The sequence below is a fragment of the Nocardia sp. NPDC127606 genome (assembly GCF_042671725.1).
Lineage (GTDB): Bacteria > Actinomycetota > Actinomycetes > Mycobacteriales > Mycobacteriaceae > Nocardia.
Genome location: NZ_JBHXWQ010000004.1, coordinates 250,729 through 272,681, shown reverse-complemented (window position 1 = coordinate 272,681; position 21,953 = coordinate 250,729). Strand labels below are relative to the sequence as shown.

21 protein-coding genes are annotated in these 21,953 nt (G+C 66.8%); 10 read left to right on the top strand and 11 right to left on the bottom strand.

Annotation, left to right across the window (positions count from 1 at the left end; all coding sequences use genetic code 11):
- Nucleotide 1: 1 nt before the first annotated feature.
- Nucleotides 2-865, bottom strand: coding sequence for an MlaE family ABC transporter permease (locus ACFVJ5_RS20925; protein WP_379222308.1), 864 nt, complete (start codon nt 863-865; stop codon nt 2-4).
- A gap of 3 nt (nt 866-868) precedes the next feature.
- Nucleotides 869-1,723: an ABC transporter permease gene (locus ACFVJ5_RS20920; protein WP_266294734.1), complete on the bottom strand. Its 855-nt coding sequence runs from the start codon at nt 1,721-1,723 to the stop codon at nt 869-871.
- A gap of 488 nt (nt 1,724-2,211) precedes the next feature.
- Here ACFVJ5_RS20920 and ACFVJ5_RS20915 point away from each other — a divergent pair, with 488 nt between their 5' ends.
- Nucleotides 2,212-2,880, top strand: coding sequence for a S1 family peptidase (locus ACFVJ5_RS20915; RefSeq protein ID WP_379222306.1), 669 nt, complete (start codon nt 2,212-2,214; stop codon nt 2,878-2,880).
- A gap of 63 nt (nt 2,881-2,943) precedes the next feature.
- Here the strand turns inward: ACFVJ5_RS20915 and ACFVJ5_RS20910 are convergent, their stop codons facing one another.
- Together ACFVJ5_RS20910 and ACFVJ5_RS20905 are read right to left on the bottom strand one after the other, a co-directional pair.
- A complete protein-coding gene (locus ACFVJ5_RS20910; protein ID WP_379222304.1) occupies nt 2,944-4,395 on the bottom strand; it encodes an MFS transporter in 1,452 nt (483 codons plus the stop codon).
- Nucleotides 4,396-4,429: 34 nt separating this feature from the next.
- Nucleotides 4,430-5,062: a hypothetical protein gene (locus ACFVJ5_RS20905; RefSeq protein WP_379222302.1), complete on the bottom strand. Its 633-nt coding sequence runs from the start codon at nt 5,060-5,062 to the stop codon at nt 4,430-4,432.
- A 171-nt stretch (nt 5,063-5,233) separates the two neighbouring features.
- On the opposite strand from ACFVJ5_RS20905, the gene ACFVJ5_RS20900 reads away from it, so the two are divergent.
- From ACFVJ5_RS20900 to ACFVJ5_RS20870, 7 genes are all read left to right on the top strand, one after another.
- Complete coding sequence (locus tag ACFVJ5_RS20900; protein WP_379222681.1) at nt 5,234-6,412, top strand: serine hydrolase domain-containing protein; 1,179 nt, start codon at nt 5,234-5,236, stop codon at nt 6,410-6,412.
- A gap of 8 nt (nt 6,413-6,420) precedes the next feature.
- Nucleotides 6,421-7,758 carry a cytochrome P450 gene (locus ACFVJ5_RS20895; protein ID WP_379222300.1) on the top strand — a complete coding sequence of 446 codons (1,338 nt, stop codon included), beginning with the start codon at nt 6,421-6,423 and terminating at the stop codon, nt 7,756-7,758.
- Nucleotides 7,759-8,078: 320 nt separating this feature from the next.
- The gene (locus tag ACFVJ5_RS20890) at nt 8,079-8,969 is read left to right on the top strand and encodes a L,D-transpeptidase (protein ID WP_379222299.1); all 891 of its coding nucleotides are present in this window, start codon (nt 8,079-8,081) and stop codon (nt 8,967-8,969) included.
- A 158-nt stretch (nt 8,970-9,127) separates the two neighbouring features.
- The gene (locus ACFVJ5_RS20885) at nt 9,128-10,039 is read left to right on the top strand and encodes a carbohydrate ABC transporter permease (RefSeq protein ID WP_379222297.1); all 912 of its coding nucleotides are present in this window, start codon (nt 9,128-9,130) and stop codon (nt 10,037-10,039) included.
- Nucleotides 10,036-10,902 carry a carbohydrate ABC transporter permease gene (locus ACFVJ5_RS20880; protein ID WP_379222295.1) on the top strand — a complete coding sequence of 289 codons (867 nt, stop codon included), beginning with the start codon at nt 10,036-10,038 and terminating at the stop codon, nt 10,900-10,902. The genes ACFVJ5_RS20885 and ACFVJ5_RS20880 overlap by 4 nt, the downstream gene beginning before the upstream one ends.
- Before the next feature lie 21 nt (nt 10,903-10,923).
- Entirely contained in the window at nt 10,924-12,252 is a 1,329-nt protein-coding gene (locus ACFVJ5_RS20875; protein WP_379222294.1) for an ABC transporter substrate-binding protein, read from the top strand.
- Between the two features lie 69 nt (nt 12,253-12,321).
- Nucleotides 12,322-13,398 carry an ABC transporter ATP-binding protein gene (locus ACFVJ5_RS20870; RefSeq protein ID WP_379222292.1) on the top strand — a complete coding sequence of 359 codons (1,077 nt, stop codon included), beginning with the start codon at nt 12,322-12,324 and terminating at the stop codon, nt 13,396-13,398.
- Here ACFVJ5_RS20870 and ACFVJ5_RS20865 read toward each other — a convergent pair.
- The 5 genes from ACFVJ5_RS20865 to ACFVJ5_RS20845 form a co-directional block, all read right to left on the bottom strand.
- Nucleotides 13,395-14,576 carry a Fic family protein gene (locus tag ACFVJ5_RS20865; RefSeq protein ID WP_379222290.1) on the bottom strand — a complete coding sequence of 394 codons (1,182 nt, stop codon included), beginning with the start codon at nt 14,574-14,576 and terminating at the stop codon, nt 13,395-13,397. The genes ACFVJ5_RS20870 and ACFVJ5_RS20865 overlap by 4 nt on opposite strands.
- Nucleotides 14,577-14,670: 94 nt before the next feature.
- Nucleotides 14,671-15,426, bottom strand: a complete 756-nt coding sequence (locus tag ACFVJ5_RS20860; RefSeq protein ID WP_379222288.1) for an MBL fold metallo-hydrolase — start codon at nt 15,424-15,426, stop codon at nt 14,671-14,673.
- A gap of 66 nt (nt 15,427-15,492) precedes the next feature.
- Complete coding sequence (locus ACFVJ5_RS20855) at nt 15,493-17,508, bottom strand: M13 family metallopeptidase (RefSeq protein ID WP_379222286.1); 2,016 nt, start codon at nt 17,506-17,508, stop codon at nt 15,493-15,495.
- Between the two features lie 42 nt (nt 17,509-17,550).
- Entirely contained in the window at nt 17,551-17,916 is a 366-nt protein-coding gene (locus tag ACFVJ5_RS20850) for a DUF397 domain-containing protein (protein ID WP_379222285.1), read from the bottom strand.
- A 10-nt stretch (nt 17,917-17,926) separates the two neighbouring features.
- Nucleotides 17,927-18,781 carry a helix-turn-helix domain-containing protein gene (locus ACFVJ5_RS20845; protein ID WP_379222283.1) on the bottom strand — a complete coding sequence of 285 codons (855 nt, stop codon included), beginning with the start codon at nt 18,779-18,781 and terminating at the stop codon, nt 17,927-17,929.
- Nucleotides 18,782-19,001: 220 nt separating this feature from the next.
- Here ACFVJ5_RS20845 and ACFVJ5_RS20840 point away from each other — a divergent pair, with 220 nt between their 5' ends.
- On the top strand, nt 19,002-19,532 hold the full coding sequence (locus tag ACFVJ5_RS20840) for a hypothetical protein (RefSeq protein ID WP_379222281.1): 531 nt from the start codon (nt 19,002-19,004) through the stop codon (nt 19,530-19,532).
- Nucleotides 19,533-19,534: 2 nt separating this feature from the next.
- On the opposite strand, the gene ACFVJ5_RS20835 is transcribed toward ACFVJ5_RS20840, so the two are convergent.
- Nucleotides 19,535-20,254, bottom strand: coding sequence for a pirin family protein (locus ACFVJ5_RS20835; protein ID WP_379222679.1), 720 nt, complete (start codon nt 20,252-20,254; stop codon nt 19,535-19,537).
- Between the two features lie 142 nt (nt 20,255-20,396).
- Here ACFVJ5_RS20835 and ACFVJ5_RS20830 point away from each other — a divergent pair, with 142 nt between their 5' ends.
- Nucleotides 20,397-21,710 (top strand): MFS transporter, encoded by a 1,314-nt coding sequence (locus tag ACFVJ5_RS20830; protein ID WP_379222677.1) that lies wholly within the window; start codon nt 20,397-20,399, stop codon nt 21,708-21,710.
- Here the strand turns inward: ACFVJ5_RS20830 and ACFVJ5_RS20825 are convergent.
- Nucleotides 21,679-21,915, bottom strand: a complete 237-nt coding sequence (locus tag ACFVJ5_RS20825; protein ID WP_379222280.1) for a hypothetical protein — start codon at nt 21,913-21,915, stop codon at nt 21,679-21,681. The genes ACFVJ5_RS20830 and ACFVJ5_RS20825 overlap by 32 nt on opposite strands.
- Nucleotides 21,916-21,953: the final 38 nt, after the last annotated feature.

Genomic DNA, 21,953 nt, shown 5'->3' with positions numbered 1-21,953 from the left:
CTTACCCCGAGATCCTGATGCCGGGGTTGATGCCCCAGATCGCCAATGTCATGACGAGGTCGGCGAACACGACCAGGATGATGCACATCTTGATCGCGCGGCCGGCCGCGACGCCGACGCCTTCGGGACCGCCCGAGGCGAAGAAGCCGTAGTAGCACTGGATGAACGTCGTGATCATGACGAAGATGATCGCCTTGAGCAGGGAGTAGAGCACGTCCGTCGGCACCAGGAATTGGAAGAAGTAGTGCGAATAGGTGCCTGACGCGGTACCGCCGATCAACTGCACGGTGACCGAGCAGGCCAGGTAGGCCATCGTCAGACCGAGGCAGTACAGCGGCACGATCGCCATCACCGCGGCCATCATCCGGGTGCTGACCAGGTAGGGCAGCGGGCGGATGGCGATCGACTCGAGCGCGTCGATCTCCTCGGAGATGCGCATGGCGCCCAGCTGTGCGGTGAATCGACAGCCCGCCTGGGCCGCGAAGGCCAAGGCCGCCAGCAGCGGGCCGAGCTCGCGGGTGGTGGCGAAGGCCGAGATCGCGCCCGTGATGGGGCTCAATCCGAGCAGGTTCAGCGAGGTGTGGCCCTGAATGGCCACCGTCATGCCGCCGAAGGCACTGATGATCAGGATGACGCCGATGGTGCCACCACCGACGACGATATTGCCGTTACCCCAGGTGACGTCAGAGAGCAGACGCCAGATCTCCTTCGGGTACTGCTTGAAGGCCAGCGGGATGGAGCCGACCGAACGCAGGAAGAAGAAGACCTGGTGGCCGAGGCGGGCGAGCATGTCGCCGGGCGCCTTGCTGGCCTTCTGCAGCGACCGGATCGGTCGCAGTAGCGGAGGTACGTATGTAGATGACATGGCTCAGACCACCTGTGGGGGGAAGACGGCGGCGTAGATCTGGGTGATCGCCACGTTGACACCGAGCAGCATGACGGTGGAGCTGACCACCGCGGAGTTCACCGCGTTGGCGACGCCACCGGGACCACCGCGTGCGTTCAGGCCGCAGTCGCAGGCGATGATCGAGGCGATCAGACCGAACAGGACCGACTTCAACAGCGCCACCGCGAGGTCGCGGGTGACCGCGAACGAGGCGAAGGTGCTCATGTAGGAGCCGGGCGTACCGCCCTGGGCGAAGATGTTGAACATGTAGCCGGTCAGGAAGCCGACGAAGACGACGAAGCCGCAGAGCAGGAAGCTGACCAGCATCGCGGCGCCGAGGCGGGGAGCCACCAGGCGGCGCAGCGGGTCGACACCCATGACCTTCATCGCGTCGATCTCTTCACGGATGGTGCGCGAACCGAGGTCGGCGCAGATGGCCGAGCCGACGGCACCGGCGATCATCAGCGCGGTGACCAGCGGGGCGCCCTGCTGGATGATGCCGAGGCCGTTGGCCGCACCGATGAACGAGGTGGCACCGACCTGGCCCGCGACCGCGCCGACCTGGATCGAGACGATCACCGCGATCGGGATGGCGACCAGCAGCGTCGGCGCCGCGGCGACACTGGCCATGAACGCGGACTGCCGGACGAACTCGTCGAAAGGAAAACGCCGACGGAAGATCGCGACGATCAACTCCGTGATCGCTTCGATACCCATCGTGATCTGTCGACCGAAGGTTTCCAGCGACTTCTTCGGGTGGTCGTCCCAAAGGCCCTTCGTCCAGTCGACAGCCTCGCTGACTCGTGAACGTGTGGGCGGACTCTCGGTCGACTGCACTGCATAACCCCTCTCGACGCCGGACCCTCAACGCCCCGGCGACTTGTTTGCTTGACGCACCTTACTACGGAGTAGCGCAGAACACATCACCGACATGTGAGCGCTGTCATAGATAGAGGTCACTGTCCGAAACGGCTATGAGACCGGCCATGCCGGACCCTACAGCCCGTAATTCCGGGATTCCAGGGATTACCCACGAAGTCCTTTTCCCGCATGGATTCCCAGTACCAGCGGTCGCGGTAAAGGAATATTGCGGAAGTTTGTCATTCATAACGAAGTACTCGTCGAATTATCCGAACACTTCACGCGAGAATCACGAACGACTCGCCGCGACACGATTCCAATAGGGAATCGCTATGACAACCGTGCGGGAGGGCGCGCACGACTCGGCGGCAAACGCACCGGTCCGGGGGCGCGCCCGGGATCGAATACAGGCACGATAGACAGACCGTATTGATACTGTGCGAACTTCCGACATCTGGAGGGACATGTTCAGCAAACTCGCCAAGGCGGCCAACACCGCCTTCGCCCTCGCCCTCGGTGCAGCTCTGCTCGGCACCGGCGCGGCCAACGCGCAAGCAGGCCCCCCGGTGATCGGCGGCGGCTCCGGCATCGTGATCGACAACGCGTTCGAGTGCACCGTCACCACGGTGGGCCACGACAGCGCGGGCAGGCTGGTCGGACTGACCGCGGGCCACTGCGGCGACGCGGGCGCGCCGGTCAGCGCCGAGGTGGATCGAGGCTACGGCGAGATCGGCCGTTTCGTGTACAGCAACTCCGAACTCGACTACGCGGTCATCGAGTTCACCCCGGGCCGGATCACCCCGGTCAACCGGATCGGCAACGTCACCATCACCGGTGTCGGCGGACCGGCGCAGTTCCCGACGATCGTCTGTAAGGAAGGCCGGACCACCGGCAATACCTGCGGCATCACCTGGGGCGACGTGTTCGCGACCAATACCGAGACCTGGTCGCAGATGTGCGTGGTCGAGGGCGATTCCGGCGCGCCGGTCGTCGTCGGCTCGACACTGGTCGGCATGGTCAACGCCTATCTCGCGCTGGCCTGCTTCGGGCCCGAGGTCGGGACGAACATGAACTCGATCATGGACGACATCAACGCCCGCGGCGGCGTGGGTTCGGGTTATCACCCGATCTAGTCCCTCGCCCGTACTCCCCGGATGTCGAGCGGGTCGCGTGGTTGTCCACGCGGCCCGCTCTTGCTATGTGGCCAGTGATTTCGGTGCGAGCGCGGGTCCGTCGGCGCCCGCGCAGTGCGGCAGGCAGTCGACGCGTTCGGGCTGCGGAGGCTGACGCGGCACGCGCAACAGGACCGCCGCGACACCCGCGCCGATCAGCAGCGACAACGCGCACCAGCGCATCGCGGTGTCGAAGCCGGCGGCGAAGGCGACCGGGTCGTCGAACGCACCGGACAACCCGGCCAGACCTGGCAACGCCGCCACGGCCAGTAGCTGTGCCGTTCGCGCCACGGCGTTGTTCACTCCGGACGCGATGCCCGCCTCGCCCTCGCGCACCGCGGCGAGCACCGCGCCGGTCAACGGCGCTACCAGCACCGACAGACCGAGCCCGAAGACGAACACGCCGGGCAGCACATCGGTGAGATAGTCCGCGCCCGGTCCGATCCGCTGCAACGCGAACACCCCGCCCGCGGCCAGCAGCGGACCGAACGTCATCGGAATCCGCGGCCCGTTCCGCTGCGCCCATCGTCCCGCGGGCGCCGAGAGCACCAGCATCAGCAGGGTGACGGGCAGTCCGGCGGCGCCCGACGCCATCGGCGAGTACCCGGCCACCAGCTGCAATTGCAGGACCAGCAGGAAGAAGACGCCGCCGAGCGCGGCGTACACGAGCAACGTCACCAGATTCGCCACCGTGAACACTCGTGACCGGAACAGCGACGGCGGTACCAGCGGATTCGGGCTGCGCAGTTCCACCAGCACGAAACACGCCAGCGCGGCCAGTCCGACCGCTACCAGCACGACCCGGGAATCGATGAGTCCTAGGGTGAGCGCACCGAGCCCGAGCGCGACGATCACGGCGCCCGGTATGTCGATCCGCGCGGGCGCCTCCGGATCACGGCTCTCCGGTACGTATTTGAGCGTGACGACAGCGACCAGCAGCGCGAGCGGCACATTGAGCAGGAAGATCGCCCGCCAGCCGACCAGATCGATCAGACCACCACCGAGCAGCGGCCCGAACGCACCGGCCACCCCGCCGAGACCGGACCACAGTCCGATCGCACTGCCCTGATCGCGTCGATCGATCGACGCCGAGATCAGCGCCAGGCTCCCCGGTGTGAGCAACGCGCCCGCCACGCCTTGCAGCAAGCGCGCGGCCACGAGCATCTCGATGTTCACCGCGGCCGCGCACAACAGCGAGGTGATCGCGAATCCGACGATCCCCCAGACGAAGACGCGCCGGCGGCCGAGCCGGTCGCCGAGCGAACCGCCGAGCAGGATGAAGGAGGCCAGCGTGAGGGTGTAACCGTTGACGGTCCACTGCAACCCGGCGACGTCGGTGTGCAGCGATTCGCCGATCCGTGGCAGCGCGACCGAGACGACGGTGGCGTCCAGCGACGCCATCGACGAGCCGAGGATGGTGGCGAGCAGAATCCACCGGCCCGTGGCCGACTTCAGCCGAACCGTCTGAGGCACCACTCCAAACTAGCCGCCGTGCCCGTCCTCGGTAGGACTACAGGCTCTCCACGCAGACCACGACATGACGCTCGGCGTACTTGAAGCCGGAATCGGCGGCGTCGGGGCAGTCGTCGACGCTGTCGGAGTTCTTGTTGATCGTGATGACCTTGACCGGTTCGGTGCCGCCCTCGCTGCACTCGATGCGCTTGGGTTCGTCGCCGCCCACGTCGATGCAGCCGCCGACGACCCAGTCGATGTCGAGGCACAGCGCGCCGGTCTCGATGCCGTTGAGCGTCTCGGCGTAGAAGTTGTCGCGGTCGCCGACGCAGCCGTTGCTGGTCTTGGCCTTGCCGATGACCTTGTAGTTCGACGAACGGCTACCGCACGCGGCCTTCTCGATGGTCGCGTCGTTGACCGTGCCGCCGAGCGCGACGCAGTCACCGACATTGGCCTGGAAGTCGGTCTTGCCGCCCTTGCTCGACGTCGGCGCGGGCTTGCTCGCGGTGGGTTTGCCGGTGGTCGACTTGCCCGGCTTGGTGGTCGGCGTCGCTGTGCTGGTCGCGGGGACCACGTCGATCGCCGGCTGGGCGTGGCCGTCGATGGTGCCTCCGCAACCGGTCGAGACGAACGCGGTCACGGTGATGGCGATCGCGCCGACGAGCCGGCCGATTGGCAAATCTGCAAACACCCATTGTGAATACACCACCGGAGCCACCCCCGTCGACTCCAACCGGCGGGTCTGTCCCTGCGATACCCTTGGGATTCCGGTCGCCCTGTGCGGCGCGGGACCCCCGATCGCGTGTATCAGGAGGTATCCATCGTGTCAGCACCGGTCGACGACTTCGCGGCGCCACGGCAAATGGTGGTCGATCCGCGCTTCATCCGGCTCGCGGATCATTTCTTCGGGATGTTCACCCAGCCCAGTCGTGGTGGCGGTGCGCTGGCCATCTACCTGGACGGACGCCCGGTCGTCGACATCTGGGCGGGCTGGGCGGCCAAGGATCAGCGCTGGACCGGCGAGAACATCGCGCTCACCTTCTCCACCGGCAAGGGTGTCGCCGCCACCGTGCTGCATCGGCTGGCCGAGCGCGGGCTCATCGATTACGAGGAGCCGGTGGCCACCTACTGGCCGGAGTTCGGATCGCACGGCAAGGACGACATCACCGTGCGTGACGTGCTGTCCCATCGCGCCGGCCTGCACCGGGTGCGCGGGCTGGTGCCCGGTCGCGAGGGCATTCTCGACTACGACGCGGTGGTGACCGCCCTGGCCGAGAGCCCCGCCGACCCGCGCCGCATCCGCACCTCGGGCTATCACGCGATCACCTTCGGCTGGCTGGTCGCCGAGATCGTGCAGCGGGTCACCGGCGATCCGTTCACGGCGGTATTGCGCCGAGAAGTGGCCCAGCCCTTGGGAATCGACGAGTTCTGGTTCCAGGTGCCGCCGGGCGAGCGGCATCGGATCGCGAAGATCTTTCCGCATCTGGCGCCACCGGGGATCCGCTGGAACACCGCGTCGTCGGTGCTGTCGTGGGTGCGCCCCGCCCGCGGTCTGGCCGAGGCGGGCATGCCGGAGAGCTTCGACGAACTCGTCCGCGATCCGCGGGTGCACGACGCGGTGATGCCCGGCTGGAACGGCGTGTTCTCGGCGCGGGCGCTGGCCAGGATGTACGGCGCGCTCGCCAACGGTGGCCAGGTGGGCGACGTGCGGTTCCTGCGGCCGGAGACGATCGAGACGATCAACCGCACCCAGCAGACCAGCAGCCGCGACTATGTCCTCGGACTGCCGCTGCGGTTCACCCTCGGCTACCACCGGCCGGTACTGATGACCAAGCAGCAACCGCGAAATGCCTTCGGCCACTACGGCGTCGGTGGTTCCGGCGCCTATGCCGATCCCGATCTGGGGATGTCGATCGCGTTCGTCACCAATCGGCTGGGCGGGGCCGTCACGGCGCTCGGTGACGCGCGGTTGGCCAAGCTGGCGGCGATGGCGCAGGGGACGGTGCGGAGTGATCGAACCTCTCGAAGGGGTGCCACGTAGTACCGGGCATGAGTTCGCTGAGCCCTGCGCCCACCGCGCCGCGGTTGTCCCTGCTGCACGGCGTGGCCGCGGGGCGGGATTTCGAGGGCTACCTGCGACGACGCGCCGCGCGCAGTGATCCGTTCGCGGTCGGGTTCCCCGGGTTTCCGACGGTGCTGTTCACCGGAACGGCCGAGGGTGCGCGCGCGTTGTTCCGGGCGCCGGTGGCGCTGCTCGAGCCGCCACGGCCCAATCCGATCGAGCCGATGGTCGGGGCCGCGTCGCTGATTCTCAGTTCCGGGACGCGGCATCGCACCGATCGCGCGCTGCTGGCGCCCGCCCTGCACGGCGCGCGGGTGCGACTGTTGGGCAAGGTGATCCGCGAGGCGACCCTGCACGAGATCCATGGCGGCGCGGCAGGACCCTGGCAGCTCGGCACGCGGATCGATGCGCTCGCGGCCGCGCGCTCCGTCACCTTGCGCGTCATCCTCGCCGCGGTGTTCGGCGCCGATTCCGATCGCGCGGCCGAATACGGCGGCGTGGTCACCGATTTCCTCACCGCCTTCACCACCCCGCTCCTGGTAGCGCCCGTATTACGCCGTGGCATCGGCGGTTTCGGTCCGTGGGAGCGGTTCACCGCGGCTCGGGAGCGGCTCGACGAGCTGATCCTGGCCGACATCACCCACCGACGCCGCACCGGCCCCGCCGACGGCGACCTGCTCGATCTCCTCCTCGCCACCCGCTACGACGACGGCACCACCCTCACCGACACCGAACTGTGCGAGCAGCTGCGCACCCTGCTCGTCGCGGGCCACGAAACCACCGCGACCACTCTCACCTGGGCGCTCTACCACCTGCACCGCGAACCCGGCCTGCTCGCCCGCCTGCTCGCCGAGCTGCCCACCGCGGGCGACGACCCCGCCGAGCAGGCGCGACTACCGCTCCTGGACGCCGTCTGCCAGGAGACCCTGCGCCTGCATCCACCGGTGCCGATCGTGCTGCGCACGGTGAAGGAGCCGCTGCGCTGGCTCGGTGTCGACGTGGCGGCGGGCGCCACCATCGGCCTCGCCGTCAGCGTCCTGCACAGCCAACCGTCCACCTGGCCCGCACCGCATCTGTTCCACCCCGACCGGTTCCTCGACCGCACCGTCACGCCGTTCGAGTTCGCGCCGTTCGGCGGTGGTCACCGGCGCTGTATCGGCGCGACGCTGGCCGATTACGAGCTGCGGATCGTGCTGGCAACGCTGCTGACCGAGGTCCGATTGACCCTGGATCCCGCGCTGGCGCTCGGCGGGCGACCGCGCACTGTGCCGCGCAATCTCGCGACCGCGCCGGATCGGGCGATCCACTTCACACGCACCGGGTGATCTGCCTCACGTGACGTTTGAGAGTCACACCGATGTGCTTCCCTGCTGTTCGCACGCACCGCTGCCGACTCGCCGCTGTGAGCGCGGCGTTTGACGGAAGCCAGTGAATAACAGCATGTTATGTGACCCACGGCACATAGTTGCGCGCCTGTTATCACCGCGCAACACGGCTGGCACCGTGTCACCTGGTGCGGGTAGTAATGGAGGGTCAGGGTCGGGGAAGTCGTTACCCCGTAGAGACCCGTTGCGGCCTCTGCGGCACATGAGAACGAGCGTCACTGAGTAGATCTCGCGCCGCCGCACGCGGAACGAGAGATGGAATGGACGAGAAACCTATGCACTACGAGGCAAATATGCAGCAATCACACTGGCTCCGCCGGGGTCTGCTGCTGTCGGCAGCGATCGCAGCGACCGGCGCGTTGATCGCCGTGCCCGCGCAGGCTCAGCCGACTCTGCCGGGCTTCGGCGCCGGTTCGAGCCAGCCCGCGGTGAACGAGCCCGCGCAGCAGGCGCCGTTCGCGCCGCCGAACATCAACATCGCCGACGGCGAGACCGTCGGCGTCGCGCAGCCGATCATCATCACCTTCCAGGAGCCGGTCGAGGACCGCGCGGCCGCCGAGCGGGCCATCAAGGTCACCTCGAGCACCAACGCGCCCGGCTACTTCTACTGGACCTCGAGCAAGCAGGTCCGCTGGAAGCCCACCGAGTTCTGGCCGGCCAACACCAACGTGACCGTGGTCGCGGGCGGCACCTCCAGCGCGTTCCACATCGGTGACGCGTTCGTCGCCACCGTCGACGACGCCACCAAGATGATCGTCGTGACGATCAACGGTGAAGTCGTGCGCGAGATGCCGACCTCGCTCGGCAAGACCGGCCACGAGACCCCCAACGGCACCTACATCGTGGGTGAGCGGCTCGAGAAGATGACCATGGACTCGTCCACCTACGGCGTTCCGGTCACCGATCCCGAGGGCTACAAGCTCGAGGTTCAATACGCCACCCGCATCTCCAACAGCGGCATCTTCGTGCACGCCGCACCGTGGTCGGTTGCGCAGCAGGGCTATTCCAACGCCAGCCACGGCTGCCTCAACGTGAGCACCGAGGACGCGAAGTGGTTCCTGGAGAACTCGCGCCGTGGTGACGCCGTGGTCATCACCGGCACCCAGGGCGGAACCCTCAGTGCGGGTGACGGTCTCGGCGACTGGAACTGACGCACTGAGCGCGATGCGCTGAACAAAACCCGAACAATACGATCAATCGAGGTCGTGTTGTTCGGGTTTTTGCTGTAATCGGCTCTGTGTGCCCGATGTTCAGAAAGTCGGCGGGCAGGGTTAACCAACGGTTCGCCATGCGCCGTAAAGCTGCCGCGGTGCGAAAGAGTCCAGAGCGGGTACTCCCCGGGAGAAGCCGTCCGTGGCAGGACTACGCGCTGTTCGCAGTACTCGTGGTGCCGAACCTGGCGCTGCTCACCCTGTTCGTTTACCGACCGCTTGCCGATAACATCCGGCTATCGTTCACCGACTGGAATATCGCTGATCCAGTGGCGAATTCGGTCGGGTTCGACAACTACATCGAGTGGTGGCAGCGCGACGACTCATGGAAGGTCGTCAGCAATACGGTGATCTTCACCGCGGCGGCCGTCGTGGTGAGTATGGCGCTCGGTCTTGCACTCGCCATGCTGCTCGATCGAAAACTGTTCGGGCGCAATGTAGTCCGCTCGGCAATTTTCGCGCCGTTCGTGATTTCGGGCGCGGCGATCGGCGTAGCTTTCCAATTCATCTTCGATCCGAGTTTCGGTCTGGTACAAGATGTCCTGCACCGGCTCGGAGTCGACAATGTGCCGGATTTCTATCAGGACCCGGATTGGGCGCTGTTCATGGTGACGCTCACCTACATCTGGAAGAACCTCGGCTATGCCTTCGTGATCTATCTGGCCGCGCTGCAAGGCGTGCGCGCCGAATTGCTCGAAGCAGCCGAAATGGACGGTGCGAGCAGCTGGACCCGATTCACGAAAGTCCTTCTGCCACAACTGCGTCCGACAACATTCTTTCTGTCGATCACCGTGTTGCTGAACTCGCTGCAAGTCTTCGACATCATCAATGTGATGACGCGCGGCGGACCGCTCGGCAACGGCACGACGACGATGGTGTTCCAGGTGTACGAAGAGTCGTTCCGCAATTTCCGGGCCGGCTACGGCGCCACCGTGGCCACGATCATGTTCGTGGTGCTGCTGGTGGTCACGTTGATCCAGGTGCGCGTGATGGACCGAGGCGAACGATGAAACATGTAGGCCCGCAAACGCTTTCGTACCGGCGCCGCGAACGCGCCGTGACCCTCCTCGGCTACGCCGCGATGGTGTGCGTGCTGATCATCGTCGGTGTCCCGCTGTTCTGGATCCTGATCACCTCGCTCAAGGACCGCTCCGACATCTACACCCAGCCCGCGGTCTACTGGCCGCACAGCTGGCACCCGGAGAACTACAGCCACGCCACCACCACGGTGCCGTTCTGGACGTTCCTGCGGAACTCACTGATCGTCACCGGCGTGGTGTCGGTGGTGAAGTTCGCGCTCGGGGTGTTCAGCGCGTACGGCCTGGTGTTCCTGCGCTTCCCCGGCAAGAACATCGTGTTCCTGGTGATCATCGCGGCGCTGATGGTGCCCAACCAGATCACGGTGATCTCCAACTACGCGTTCATCGCCCAGCTCGGCTGGCGCAACACCTTCCAGGGCATCATCATTCCGCTCTGCGGCGTCGCCTTCGGCACCTTCCTGATGCGCAACCACTTCCTGTCGCTGCCCGCCGAGGTGATCGAGGCGGCGCGGATGGACGGGGCGAACTGGTGGCGGCTGCTCACTCGCGTGGTGCTGCCCATGTCGGGGCCGACGATGGTGGCGTTCGCGGTGGTCACGCTGGTCAACGAGTGGAACGAGTACCTCTGGCCGTTCCTGATGGCCGATTCCGCCGACGTCGCGACGCTGCCGGTCGGCCTGACCCTGCTGCAGAACACCGAGAACCCCAGCGTCACCAACTGGGGGCCGGTGATGGCGGGCACCGTGCTCACGATGCTGCCGATCCTCATCGTCTTCCTTGCCCTGCAACGTCACATGATCAAGGGCCTCACCTCCGGTGCGGTCAAGGGTTAAATCTCGAACAGGAGTTCGCCAGTGTCCAACTCACGATTCCCGGCGTTGAGTCGCCGTGGCTTCCTCGGCCTGACCGGTGGCGTCGCCGCTGCCGCGGCGCTGTCCGCGTGCGCGGGCACCGGCGGCGGATCCGGCGATTCCGGTGACGCCAACACCATCACCTTCTGGTCCAACCACCCCGGCACCTCCAAGGAGCTGGAGCTGGAGCTGATCAACCGCTTCCAGACCGCGCACCCCGACCTGAAGGTGAACCTGGTCGACGCGGGCAAGAACTACGAGGAGGTGGCGCAGAAGTTCAACGCCGCGCTCACCGGTGGTGACCTGCCCGATGTTGTGGTGCTGTCGGATGTCTGGTGGTTCAACTACGCGCTGAGCAAGGCCATCGAACCGCTCGACGGGCACTTCGGCGCCGCGGGTGTGCAGCTGGGCGACTACGTCGACTCACTCGCCGCCGACTACCTGTTCGACGGCAAGCACTACGCGCTGCCCTACGCCCGCTCGACGCCGCTGTTCTACTACAACAAGGACGTCTGGGCGAAGGCCGGACTGCCCGATCGCGGCCCGAACTCCTGGCAGGAATTCGACGAGTGGGGCCCGAAGCTGCAGTCGCTCGTCGGCGCCGACAAGTTCGCGCACGCCTGGGGTGACGCCAAGAACTACCTGGGCTGGACCTTCCAGGGCCCGAACTGGACCTTCGGCGGCGCCTACTCCGATCAGTGGAAGCTGAAGTTCACCGATCCCGGTTCGATCGCCGCGGCCACCTACCTGCGCGACTCGATCAACGTCAAGAAGTACGCCGCGATCCGTCCGCAGATCGCGGTCGACTTCGGCACCGGCGTCGCGGCCTCGACCATCGCCTCCACCGGTGATCTCAAGGGCATCAAGAAGAACGCCGACGGCAAGTTCGAGGTCGGCACCGCGTTCCTGCCGCATCCGAACGGTCCCGGCGTCACCACCGGCGGCGCCGGTCTGGCGATTCCGTCGCGGATCTCGGACACGCGAAAGGTCAACGCGCTCAAGTTCATCGAGTTCATCACCAACGCGGCCAACACGGCGTACTTCACGCAGAACACGGGTTACATGCCGGTGCGCAAGTCGGCCGTGACCGACCCGAGCGAGATCGACTTCCTGGCGAAGAACCCCAACTCCAAGGTCGCCATCGACCAGCTCTCGGTAGCGAAGTCGCAGGACTACGCGCGAGTGTTCGTGCCCGGCGCCGATCAGATCATCGGAACCGGCTACGAGCAGATCGGTCTCCAGAACGCCGATCCGGCAACAGTCCTCGCGAAGGTCGCCGCCGACGTGCAGGCGATCATCGACCGGCAGATCACGCCCAAGCTGCCCAAGTAGTTCCCCCACGGGCCGGTGGTTCGTTGTGACCACCGGCCCGTTTCGCTTTCCCCGCTAGGAGAATTCGCCATGGCGACAGTGCAGTTCGACGGTGTGACCCATCGCTATCCCGGCGCCGACGCCCCCGCCGTCGACGCACTCGACATCGACATCGCCGATGGTGAATTCCTCGTGCTGGTCGGGCCTTCCGGCTGCGGTAAGTCGACGAGCCTGCGCATGCTGGCCGGACTGGAATCCGTGGAGGCGGGCACGATTCGGATCGGCGAGCGCGATGTCACCGACCTGCCGCCGCGCGCCCGCGACGTGGCGATGGTGTTCCAGAGCTACGCGCTCTACCCGAACATGACCGTCGCCGAGAACATGGGCTTCGCGCTGCGCAACGCTGGAATGTCGAAGTCCGACACCTTGGTTCGGGTGAAGGAAGCCGCGGCGATGCTCGAACTCGAGCCGCTGCTCGACCGCAAACCGGCCAAGCTCTCCGGTGGCCAGCGTCAACGCGTGGCCATGGGCCGCGCCATCGTGCGACGCCCCCAGGTGTTCTGCATGGACGAGCCGCTGTCCAACCTGGATGCGAAGTTGCGGGTGAGCACCCGGTCCCAGATCGCCGCGTTGCAGCAGCGGCTCGGCACGACCACCGTCTACGTCACCCACGACCAGGTGGAGGCGATGACGATGGGGCACCGTGTCGCGGTGCTCCGCGACGGAACCCTGCAGCAGATCGCCTCTCCGCGTGAGCTGTACGACAATCCGCTGAACACCTTCGTCGCCGGTTTCATCGGTTCACCCGGCATGAATCTGCTCGAAGCCCCCGTGGTGGAGGGCGAGGCAGTGCTCGACGGACTGCGGATCCCGGTGCCCCGCACCATTTCCGGAGCGCGCGTGGTTCTCGGCATCCGCCCCGAATCCTGGGAAGTCACCACCGATCCCGCCGGCATCACCGTCGTCGCCGAACTGCTCGAGGAACTGGGCGCCGAATCCTTCGTCTATACCCACGGCGCGGGCACCGACTGGTCCACCCGCTCCGGCAAGATCGTCGTCCGGGTGGACCGCCGCTTCCAGACCACCCTCGGCGAAACCCTGCATCTGCGACCGAAGCCCGAAGAGGTGTTCTTCTTCGACGCGGACACCGAACTGCGCTTGCGCTAGGACAGACCCGCCGCTGTGCGTCGCCCGATCGCGGCGTTGAGGGCGTCGAGTTCGGCGAGGATGTCGGTGGCGGCCCATATTCGGTTTCGTTTGGAGTCGGAGACGACGTCGAGGATGCCCACCTCGACGAGTCGTTCGAGGGCACGGTAGGTAGCCGAATCAGTAGTCGCCGTGATGGCGTTCGCGTCGGCGACAGTGAGAATCGGGTGCTCGAGCAGGTTCGCCAAGAGCGCCTCGTCCGCGGAACCGCCGCGGGGGCGGGCGCGGTCTCGCCATCGCTGGGGGAGCACGGCGAGAGTGCGGGCCGAGTCGATCGCCGCCTCGCTGGCGTACACCGCGGCGAGCGCCAGATAGATGACGAATTCGTCGGCGGCGCCGGCGCGGTAGGCGGCCAGTTGGGCGAAATAGCGCGAGGTGTCGGCGAGCATGACCGATGCCAGGGGAACGGTGACTCTGTCGGTCAGCCCGCGTCTGCGCAGAATGGCGCTCACCAGGGCGCGGCCGATCCGGCCGTTGCCGCTGACGAACGGGTGGATCGACACGAACTGCGCGTGCGCGATCGCGGCTTGGACCAGGATCGGCAGATCACCCCGCGCCACGAAGGCGAGCAGGTCGGCCACCAATTCGGGCACGAGCTCCGGCGGCGGCGGTACATACAGGGCGTGCAGCGGCGTGTAATCGCTACCGCCGATCCAGGTTTGGACGGTCCGGAAGCGTCCCGCCTTCTCCCACTCCGGAGCGATCAGCACGCGATGGGCGCTGAGCAGATTCGCCTCCGTGATCCGGCCGGTCGCCGCACTGTCGACCAGTCCGGTGAGTGCCCGCACCGCGCCGACCTGTGACGCCGCCTCAGGTCCGGTCGTCGCGCCGCCGAAGGATTTGCTGAATGCTCGCCACCCGGCATCGATGTGCTCGATCCGCGACGACGCGACCGCCTCGCTGCGCAGCAGGAATTCGCGCAGCGGTGCCGAGTACTGGCCCTGGCCGGCTTCGAGATGGGTCACCGCGATCACCGCGGCCTCGCTGGCCGATGTTGTTCGCCGGGTGGCGAAGTCGAGTTCGGCGATGCGCGGGGGGATCGACACCGCCGCCTGCTCGGGGACGGGGCCGACTCGCGGACCTCGTCCGTCACGCGCCTGCCAGGAACGCTGCTCCGTGCGGTGGGCCGGCCAATCCATCTGCTCTTACTGTACTTTCGCTAACAGAAACTCGACTTGCTCGTTCGCTACTCGCGCTTGCCGAAGGAAACGACAGCAACGAGGTGACTACTCGCTACTTTCGTCGTTCGGTTCTCGCGTGGGTCCGCGCCCGATCGACGGCTTGTCCGATGCCCTCCGTGAAGGGGCCGCCGTGGCCGGGGAGGACCAGGTCGGCGGCGAGAGGCTCGAGGGCCTCCAGCGCCGTCAGGGTTTCCGGGGTCGAGTGGTTGAAGAAGTCGGGAAGTAGTTGGGGGCCTTCGAATTTCGAGGTGGGATGGGCGGTAACCAGAGTGTCGCCGGTGACCACCACACCGGCCGCCGCGAGATGGAAGGCGGAGTGGCCCGAGGTGTGTCCCGGGGTGGGGATCGGCGTGGGGCGGCCGGGCAGATCCAGCTCGCCCGCGGTGCGGAAGGGCTGGATATGGGGGACCTGGTTCTTGCGGAGGCCGCCCGCGCGGGTGATCCGCAGGGCCCAGGCACAGGTGGAGACATCGGTGAGGCGTTTGATCACGTCGAGCGGCGTGGCGGACTCGTGAACCTCGCCTTTGGCGTGGGCCACCTCGAGGTGACTGGTGTAGGCGGGGATGCCGTACTTCGCCTGGAGATGGTTGAGGGCACCGACGTGGTCCAGGTGCGCATGGGTCAGCAGGACCGCGGTGATGTCTTCCGGGCGATGACCGAGTGCCTCGATGGTGGCTTCGATCAGGCCGGCGTCGCCGTACCACCCCGCGTCGATCAGGGTGAGGTCACGACCCTCGCGGAGTAGGACCATGTTCACGTCCGTGCCCGCGATGGTGAAGACGTTGTCGGCTACCTGCTGGTGACGCATGAGAATTGTCCCTCTCCGATGCAGTGGGTTTCGACCCTACCGGCGACCGGCAGGGTCGAGACCTCGTCACCAGATGGTCACACGTTCCTCCGGCTTCAAGTAGAGCTTGTCCGCCGGAGTCACGTCGAAAGCCTCGTAGAAGCTGTCGATATTGCGGATCACCGCGTTGCAGCGGAACTCCGGCGGGGAGTGCGGGTCGACGGCGAGGCGGCGGATGGCCTCCTCGGTGCGGGCCTTGGTGCGCCACACCTGCGCCCAGCCGTAGAAGACGCGCTGCAGGCCGGTGAGGCCGTCGATCACCGGAGGTTGCTTGCCTTCGAGCGAAATCTTGTAGGCGGCAAGGGCAATGGACAGCCCACCGAGGTCGCCGATGTTCTCACCGATGGTGAATTCGCCGTTCACGGTGTGCTCGTCGTCGAGGTCGGCGGGGGAGAGCACGTTGTACTGGTCGATCAGGGCCTTGGTGCGCTTGCCGAACTCGGCGCGGTCCTCGTCGGTCCACCAGTCCTGCATGTTGCCGTCGCCGTCGTACTTCGCGCCCTGGTCGTCGAAGCCGTGCCCGATCTCGTGGCCGATCACCGCGCCGATCCCGCCGTAGTTGGCGGCGTCGTCGGCGTTCATGTCGAAGAACGGCGGCTGCAGGATCGCGGCGGGGAACACGATCTCGTTCATGCCGGGGTTGTAGTAGGCGTTCACGGTCTGCGGGGTCATGAACCATTCGCCGCGATCGACTTCGCCACCCAGTTTGCCCAGGTCACGGTCATGGTCGGCGGCATGGCCACGGCGGTAGTTGCCGACGAGGTCGCTCGCGTCGATCTCGACCGCGGAGTAGTCGCGCCAGGTGTCGGGGTAGCCGATCTTGGGGGTGAACTTCTCCAGCTTGGTCAGTGCGGCGGCGCGGGTGTCGGGGCCCATCCACTCGAGGTCGGCGATATTGCGGCGGTAGGCCTCCTGGAGATTGGCCACCAGCTCCACCATGCGGGCCTTGGCCTGCGGCGGAAAGTGCCGGGCCACATACAGTTTGCCGACCGCTTCGCCGAGCAGTTCCTGCACCAGCGACACCCCGCGCTTCCAGCGTTCGCGGTTCTCCTCGGCGCCGGTGAGGGTGCGGCCGTAGAAGTCGAAGTATTCCTCGACGATCTCGTCGGTGAGGAACCCCGAGCGCGCGTGCAGCACCTGCCACGCCGCCCACGCTTGCCAATCCGCTTGCGGCACCTCGGCCCAGGCGGAGGCGAAAGCGCGCAGGTAGTCGGGCTGGCGCACGACGAGCTCGGCGAACAGGTCCGTGCCGTCACGGTCGAGTCCGGTGGCGACACCGTCTACCCAAGCGGCCCAGTCGAATTCCGGATTCTCGGCGACCAGGTCTTCGAAAGTCGTGAGGTTGTAGCTCTTTTCGGCATCACGGCGCCGCACCACATCCCAATGGCCCGCGGCGAGTGTGCGTTCCAGCTCGAACACGCGACGGGCGGCGTCGGCCGGGTCAGCGGGGAGCAGGCCCGCCAGGGACGCGTCCGCGGCGGCGATGGTGAACGTCTTGGTGATGTGCGCGAGGTAGGCGTCGCGGATCTGCGCGAACTCGTCGGAGCGGTAGTAGGACTCGTCGGGCAGCCCGATGCCCGACTGGGTCGCGTGCACGAGGTAGCGGGTGGAGTTCTTGTCGTCGGTGTCCACGTAGTAGGCGAGCGCGCCACGGACCCCCGTGCGCTGCAAGCGCCCGAGCAGCGCGGCGAACGCGCTCGGATCGCCGACCTCGGCGATCGCGCGCAGCTCCTCGGCGACAGGCGTGAACCCGGCCGCCGCGACCACATCGGTGTCCATGAAGCTCGAGAACAGATCCCCGATCTTGCGGGCATCAGCATCGTCGGCCGCGCCGGCCGCGCTATCGGTGATGATCGCCTGCACATCCAGCTCGGCCTGGTCGTAGAGCGTGCGAAACGCACCGTCGACAGCCCGGTCGGCCGGAATCTCGTACCCGGCCAACCACTGCCCGTTGACATGCGCGAACAGATCGTCCTGCACCCGCACATCTTGATCGCGGAAGGACAGATCAATACCGGAGGGAGCACTCAGATCAGAAGTCACGCCCCCCAGTATGCCGAAATACCGGCGGCCGGCGACGTGGTCTTACACGCAGGCGAACTCGTCGTCTCGGACGCCGGCTTCGAAGGCGTTCCATTCGTCGGCGGTGAAGTGCAGGAGGACGGCTTCGTGGCGGAGGGTGGTCGAGCCGTCGGGGGAGGTGTGGGCGACCAGGTCGGGGTGGGGGCGGGCGGTGAGGAGGCAGTGGAGGAAGGCTGTCCACAGGGGGGCGTCGACGGTGATGATGGGCTCGTCCAGGCCGGCGTTCATCGGGTTGCGGCGGAATTTGCTGTCTCGTATCTGGACAGCGTCTCCATCGAAACGAACCTCGACACACTGGTTGCCGTTATTGGAGCGTGACGAGGTGAACCAGCCGTGTTCGGCCGGGCGGCGGCGAGCGGTGGTGGACATACCCCGAATCTTACACGCTTGCATACTCCCTGATCAGGGCGAGAGATTCGGTGCGGGAAAGGGATTGCTCGCGAGCGCGCACGTAGGCGAAGCCGAGATCGCGGACCTGGTCGGCGTCGTCGACATGGCCGCCGAACACCGCGCTCTCGGCCCACGCGAAGGTAGGTAGCTGATCGCTTGCGAAGTCGAGCAAATGGAAGCTGGAACCGCCGAGCACGGCCCCTTCGGGCGCGCTGAACGGAATGACGCGCACGTCGACGGTGTCGAGTTCGCGCACCAGCGCGACCAGGTGCCGCAACTGCTCACGCAGCACCTCGCTGCCGCCGGTCTGCTGACGCAGGGTCGCCTCGCCGAGCACCGCGGTGAGTTCCAGCGGATCGGACCCGTGCAGCCGCTGCTGACGACGCAGTCGTATAGCGACTAATTGGTCCACCTGAACGGGTCGAATCATCACATCCGCGCTGATCAGCGCCCGCGCGTACGCCTCGGTCTGCAACAGGCCGGGCACGATCATGCTGTCGTAGCTGCGGATGCTCTGCGCGCCGGCCTCCATCCCGTACAGCCGCTGCAATTCGGAACCGATCAGCGCCGAGGAGGCCGTCGTCCACCAGCCGCGCTGTTTACTCGCCTCGAGCAGGGCGAGCAGCTCGAGACGTTCGTCGGGCGTGACATCGAGAACGTCGAGAACCGGTTCGATGGTGGTGCGGGTGAGTACCCGCCTGCCCTTCTCCACATGCGACCAGTTCGCGGGCGTGAACCCGACGCGACGGGCGAACCCGGCCGAGTCGAATCCGCGCTGCTCACGCAGTTCGCGCAGACGCAGGACGAGTTCCCACCGCGCGACGGTCGGCGAAACGGGAGCCATGGGCGAATATCGTACGCTGATCGACACACCAGCTACTGACTATTGTCAGCGCGGTTGTGCGGCTATAGGCTGCGTAGAACGGCATTTTTCCCTCACGTCCTGCCGTTATGAAAAAGTTTCCGCGCCACCTGGTCGTGATGCTCCACCTCTCGCCGAGATTCGCCCCAATCGAGCGAACTCACAGCTACATCGAACCACCGTCGACAGAGACGAGGTCGTGATGAGCACGTTGCACACTGATGAGGACAAGGGCGGGTATACGGCGGCCGAGGAATACTCGGCCACCCAGGACGCTTTGGCGCGCTGTCGCCAATACCGCAAGCACCATGGCCTCTACGGCGTCGTCGACGCGGCGCTGGGGCGCATCGTGCTCGAGATCGGCTCGGTCGGCGCGGTGGTGATGCCCTCGACGCTGGGCGAACGGGTCCGCGGACTGCTCGTCACCCGGGGCCTGCGCTGCGGACCGATCATCGCCCACCCACGCTCCGGTCGCTGGACCTTCCTCACCGGGCCGGTCGACAACTCCTACCTCGACACCGCGCTGTTCGCCGAGCTGTTCCGGGTGTGCGCCTCGGTCGCGCTGCCCGGTAGCGATGTGGTGCTGCCGTCGCCGGCCGACGAGCGCAGTGGGTATCGCACCTGGATGCAGGCGCCCGACGGCGATTTCCGACCGGACTTCGCCGAGATCGTCGCCGCTACCAGGACCAATGCCAAGTCGGCGACCTTGACCCGGCAGCCGGGTTCGGCCTGAACTCACCCGCCGCCGAGGCGCGCGTGCATCTCCCAGACGAGCACCTCGGCGTCACCGTGCGGACGGACCAACTGGCCGCCGGAGCGGGTCAGCCGGATCGCGTCGCCCTGGGACAGGGTGCCGAGGCCCTCGACGTCGACCTCCCCTCGCGCGACGAAAACGTGCAGGTAGGGAGCATCGGGGAGGGTGACTCCGGGACTGTCTGCCGTCATCCTGGCGACGTGCATGGCGGCATGCGAGGAATTGATCGCGATGGCCGTGCGGTCGCGATAGCGGGGTAAGCCCGACGCGACCGTCACCAGATCGCCGCGCGCGAGCTCGTCATCGATCTCGAGCTGCTGGTAGCCGGGGTCGACGCCCGGCTCATCCGGAACCACCCACATCTGCACGAAGTGCACGGGCTCGTCGTGGGTCTTGCCGTCGAGGCGCCACGAATCGTTCTTCTCCGAGTGCTGGATGCCGGTGCCCGCGCTCATCCGCTGGGCCAGACCCGGGTAGATGACGCCGTTGTGGCCGAGCGAATCCTGATGCACGAGGCTGCCGCCGAGCACCCAGGTGACGATTTCCATGTCCCGATGCGGATGGGTGTCGAAGCCCTCGCCGGGCAGCACCACGTCCTCGTTGTTCACCAGCAGCAGCCCGTGATGGGTGTTGTCGGGGTCGTAGTGCTCGCCGAAGGAGAACGAATGCTTGGAGTCGAGCCACGGGATCCGCGTCTTCATCCGGTCGCCACCGCGGTGTAGTTCGATCCGCGGTGGTGTCGTCGATGTGGGCGTCACCCTTCAATTCTGGCACCACTATGGTCATGACGTGTCGACTCATCCCCCTGACGGCTCGAATCCGGCGGATGAGCAGCCGATCTCGATGAGACATCTGCTTCGCGACACCCGCGAGGTGGTCCGCCGGAACCCGCGGGTGCCCCGCCTTGCCCTGTTGCGGCTGGCGGCGCAGTTCGGTGACGGGATGTTCCAGGCGGCCCTGTCGGGCGCGATCCTGTTCAATCCGGAACGCGAGACCGATCCGCTGGCCATCGCCGCCGGTTTCGCGGTGCTGCTCCTGCCGTATTCGGTGCTCGGGCCGTACGCGGGTGCGCTGCTGGATCGGTGGGATCGGCGCAATGTGCTGCTGGTGGCGAGTGTGGCGCGGGCGGTGCTGATCGGCGTGGCCGCGATCGGGCTGTTCGTTGGGGTAGGGGAGACGCCACTGTTGGTGCTGGCCCTGGCGACGGTGGGGATCAGCCGGTTCGTGCTGGCCGGTGTGTCGGCGGCGCTGCCGCGCGTGCTCGAGCAGCGCTGGCTGGTGCCGATGAATTCGGTGCTGGCGACGGTGGCCTCGGTGTGTGCCGGGATCGGCGCCGCGGCGTCGGTGGCGGTGATCGCGCTGATCGGCGCGGGTGACGCGGCCTCGGCGGTCGCGGTGGCGTTGAGCGGGATCGGCTCGCTGGTCGGCGCGGTGCTGGCCCTGGGGTTCCGCCCGCATGTGCTCGGGCCCGACCGCGGCTCGGCCGGGACCGAGAGCACCGTGCACGCCATCGCGACCGGTCTGCGCACCGGCGCGCGGGCGGTGTGGCATTCGGCCCAGGTGACCACGGCGATGATCGGAATCGGCGCGCATCGCATCGTCTTCGGGATGAACACGCTGATCATGGTGCTGGTGCTGCGTCAGCCCAGCGACGGCACCGAGATGAGCGGCGGATTGGTCGGCTTCGGGGTCGCGATCGGCTTCGCGGCGGCGGGCATGCTGCTGGCCGCGATCGGCACACCGATCCTGATTCCGCGTCTCGGCAGGCCGCGCACGGTACTGCTGGGGCTCTCGACGGCGGTGATCGTGCAGCTCACGCTCGTGACGCCGATCGCGCTGGCGACCGGGCCCGCGGTCGACAACGCGCACCGACTGCTGCTGGCAGGCGCGTTCGGACTGGGCCTCGCCGGCCAGACGATCAAGCTGACCGGCGACGCGAGCATGCAGATCGACATCGACGACGACCAGCGCGGGCAGGTATTCGCCCTGCAGGACACGGTGTTCAACGTCTGCTTCGTGTTGGCGATCGCGGTGGCCGCGCTGGTGATCCCGGCCGACGGACGTTCGATCGGGGTGGTGCTGGCCGGCGCCGGGGTGTACGCCCTCGGCATCGCGGCCATCGCGCTCAATTCCCGTCGAGCCAGGGTGGCCTGCTGAGCGTGCCCGCGGGTTCCTGGGCCAGCACCGTTCGGTGATCGGCGGTGGCCAACGGGATATCGGGGAGGAGCGTGTCGTGGTCGACGGCGGTGTCGTAATCGATCCAGAGGGCGTCGACGACGCTCGTGTCGGCCAGTTCGTCGTGGCTCGACCAGTGGTGCACGACCGCGTCGCCGGTTCCGAAGACGTACTCGATTTCGTTCACATGTGTTTGGACGCACGGCAACAGCGATCGGTTCCGGT

Bases quoted from the DNA above. Each gene is read 5' to 3' on its own strand.
- ACFVJ5_RS20925 (WP_379222308.1), bottom strand. From the start codon at position 865: ATGTCATCTACATACGTACCTCCGCTACTGCGACCGATCCGGTCGCTG.
- ACFVJ5_RS20915 (WP_379222306.1), top strand. From the start codon at position 2,212: ATGTTCAGCAAACTCGCCAAGGCGGCCAACACCGCCTTCGCCCTCGCC.
- ACFVJ5_RS20900 (WP_379222681.1), top strand. From the start codon at position 5,234: ATGGTGGTCGATCCGCGCTTCATCCGGCTCGCGGATCATTTCTTCGGG.
- ACFVJ5_RS20895 (WP_379222300.1), top strand. From the start codon at position 6,421: ATGAGTTCGCTGAGCCCTGCGCCCACCGCGCCGCGGTTGTCCCTGCTG.
- ACFVJ5_RS20890 (WP_379222299.1), top strand. From the start codon at position 8,079: ATGGACGAGAAACCTATGCACTACGAGGCAAATATGCAGCAATCACAC.
- ACFVJ5_RS20880 (WP_379222295.1), top strand. From the start codon at position 10,036: ATGAAACATGTAGGCCCGCAAACGCTTTCGTACCGGCGCCGCGAACGC.
- ACFVJ5_RS20870 (WP_379222292.1), top strand. From the start codon at position 12,322: ATGGCGACAGTGCAGTTCGACGGTGTGACCCATCGCTATCCCGGCGCC.
- ACFVJ5_RS20865 (WP_379222290.1), bottom strand. From the start codon at position 14,576: ATGGATTGGCCGGCCCACCGCACGGAGCAGCGTTCCTGGCAGGCGCGT.
- ACFVJ5_RS20860 (WP_379222288.1), bottom strand. From the start codon at position 15,426: ATGCGTCACCAGCAGGTAGCCGACAACGTCTTCACCATCGCGGGCACG.
- ACFVJ5_RS20850 (WP_379222285.1), bottom strand. From the start codon at position 17,916: ATGTCCACCACCGCTCGCCGCCGCCCGGCCGAACACGGCTGGTTCACC.
- ACFVJ5_RS20845 (WP_379222283.1), bottom strand. From the start codon at position 18,781: ATGGCTCCCGTTTCGCCGACCGTCGCGCGGTGGGAACTCGTCCTGCGT.
- ACFVJ5_RS20840 (WP_379222281.1), top strand. From the start codon at position 19,002: ATGAGCACGTTGCACACTGATGAGGACAAGGGCGGGTATACGGCGGCC.
- ACFVJ5_RS20835 (WP_379222679.1), bottom strand. From the start codon at position 20,254: ATGAAGACGCGGATCCCGTGGCTCGACTCCAAGCATTCGTTCTCCTTC.
- ACFVJ5_RS20830 (WP_379222677.1), top strand. From the start codon at position 20,397: ATGAGACATCTGCTTCGCGACACCCGCGAGGTGGTCCGCCGGAACCCG.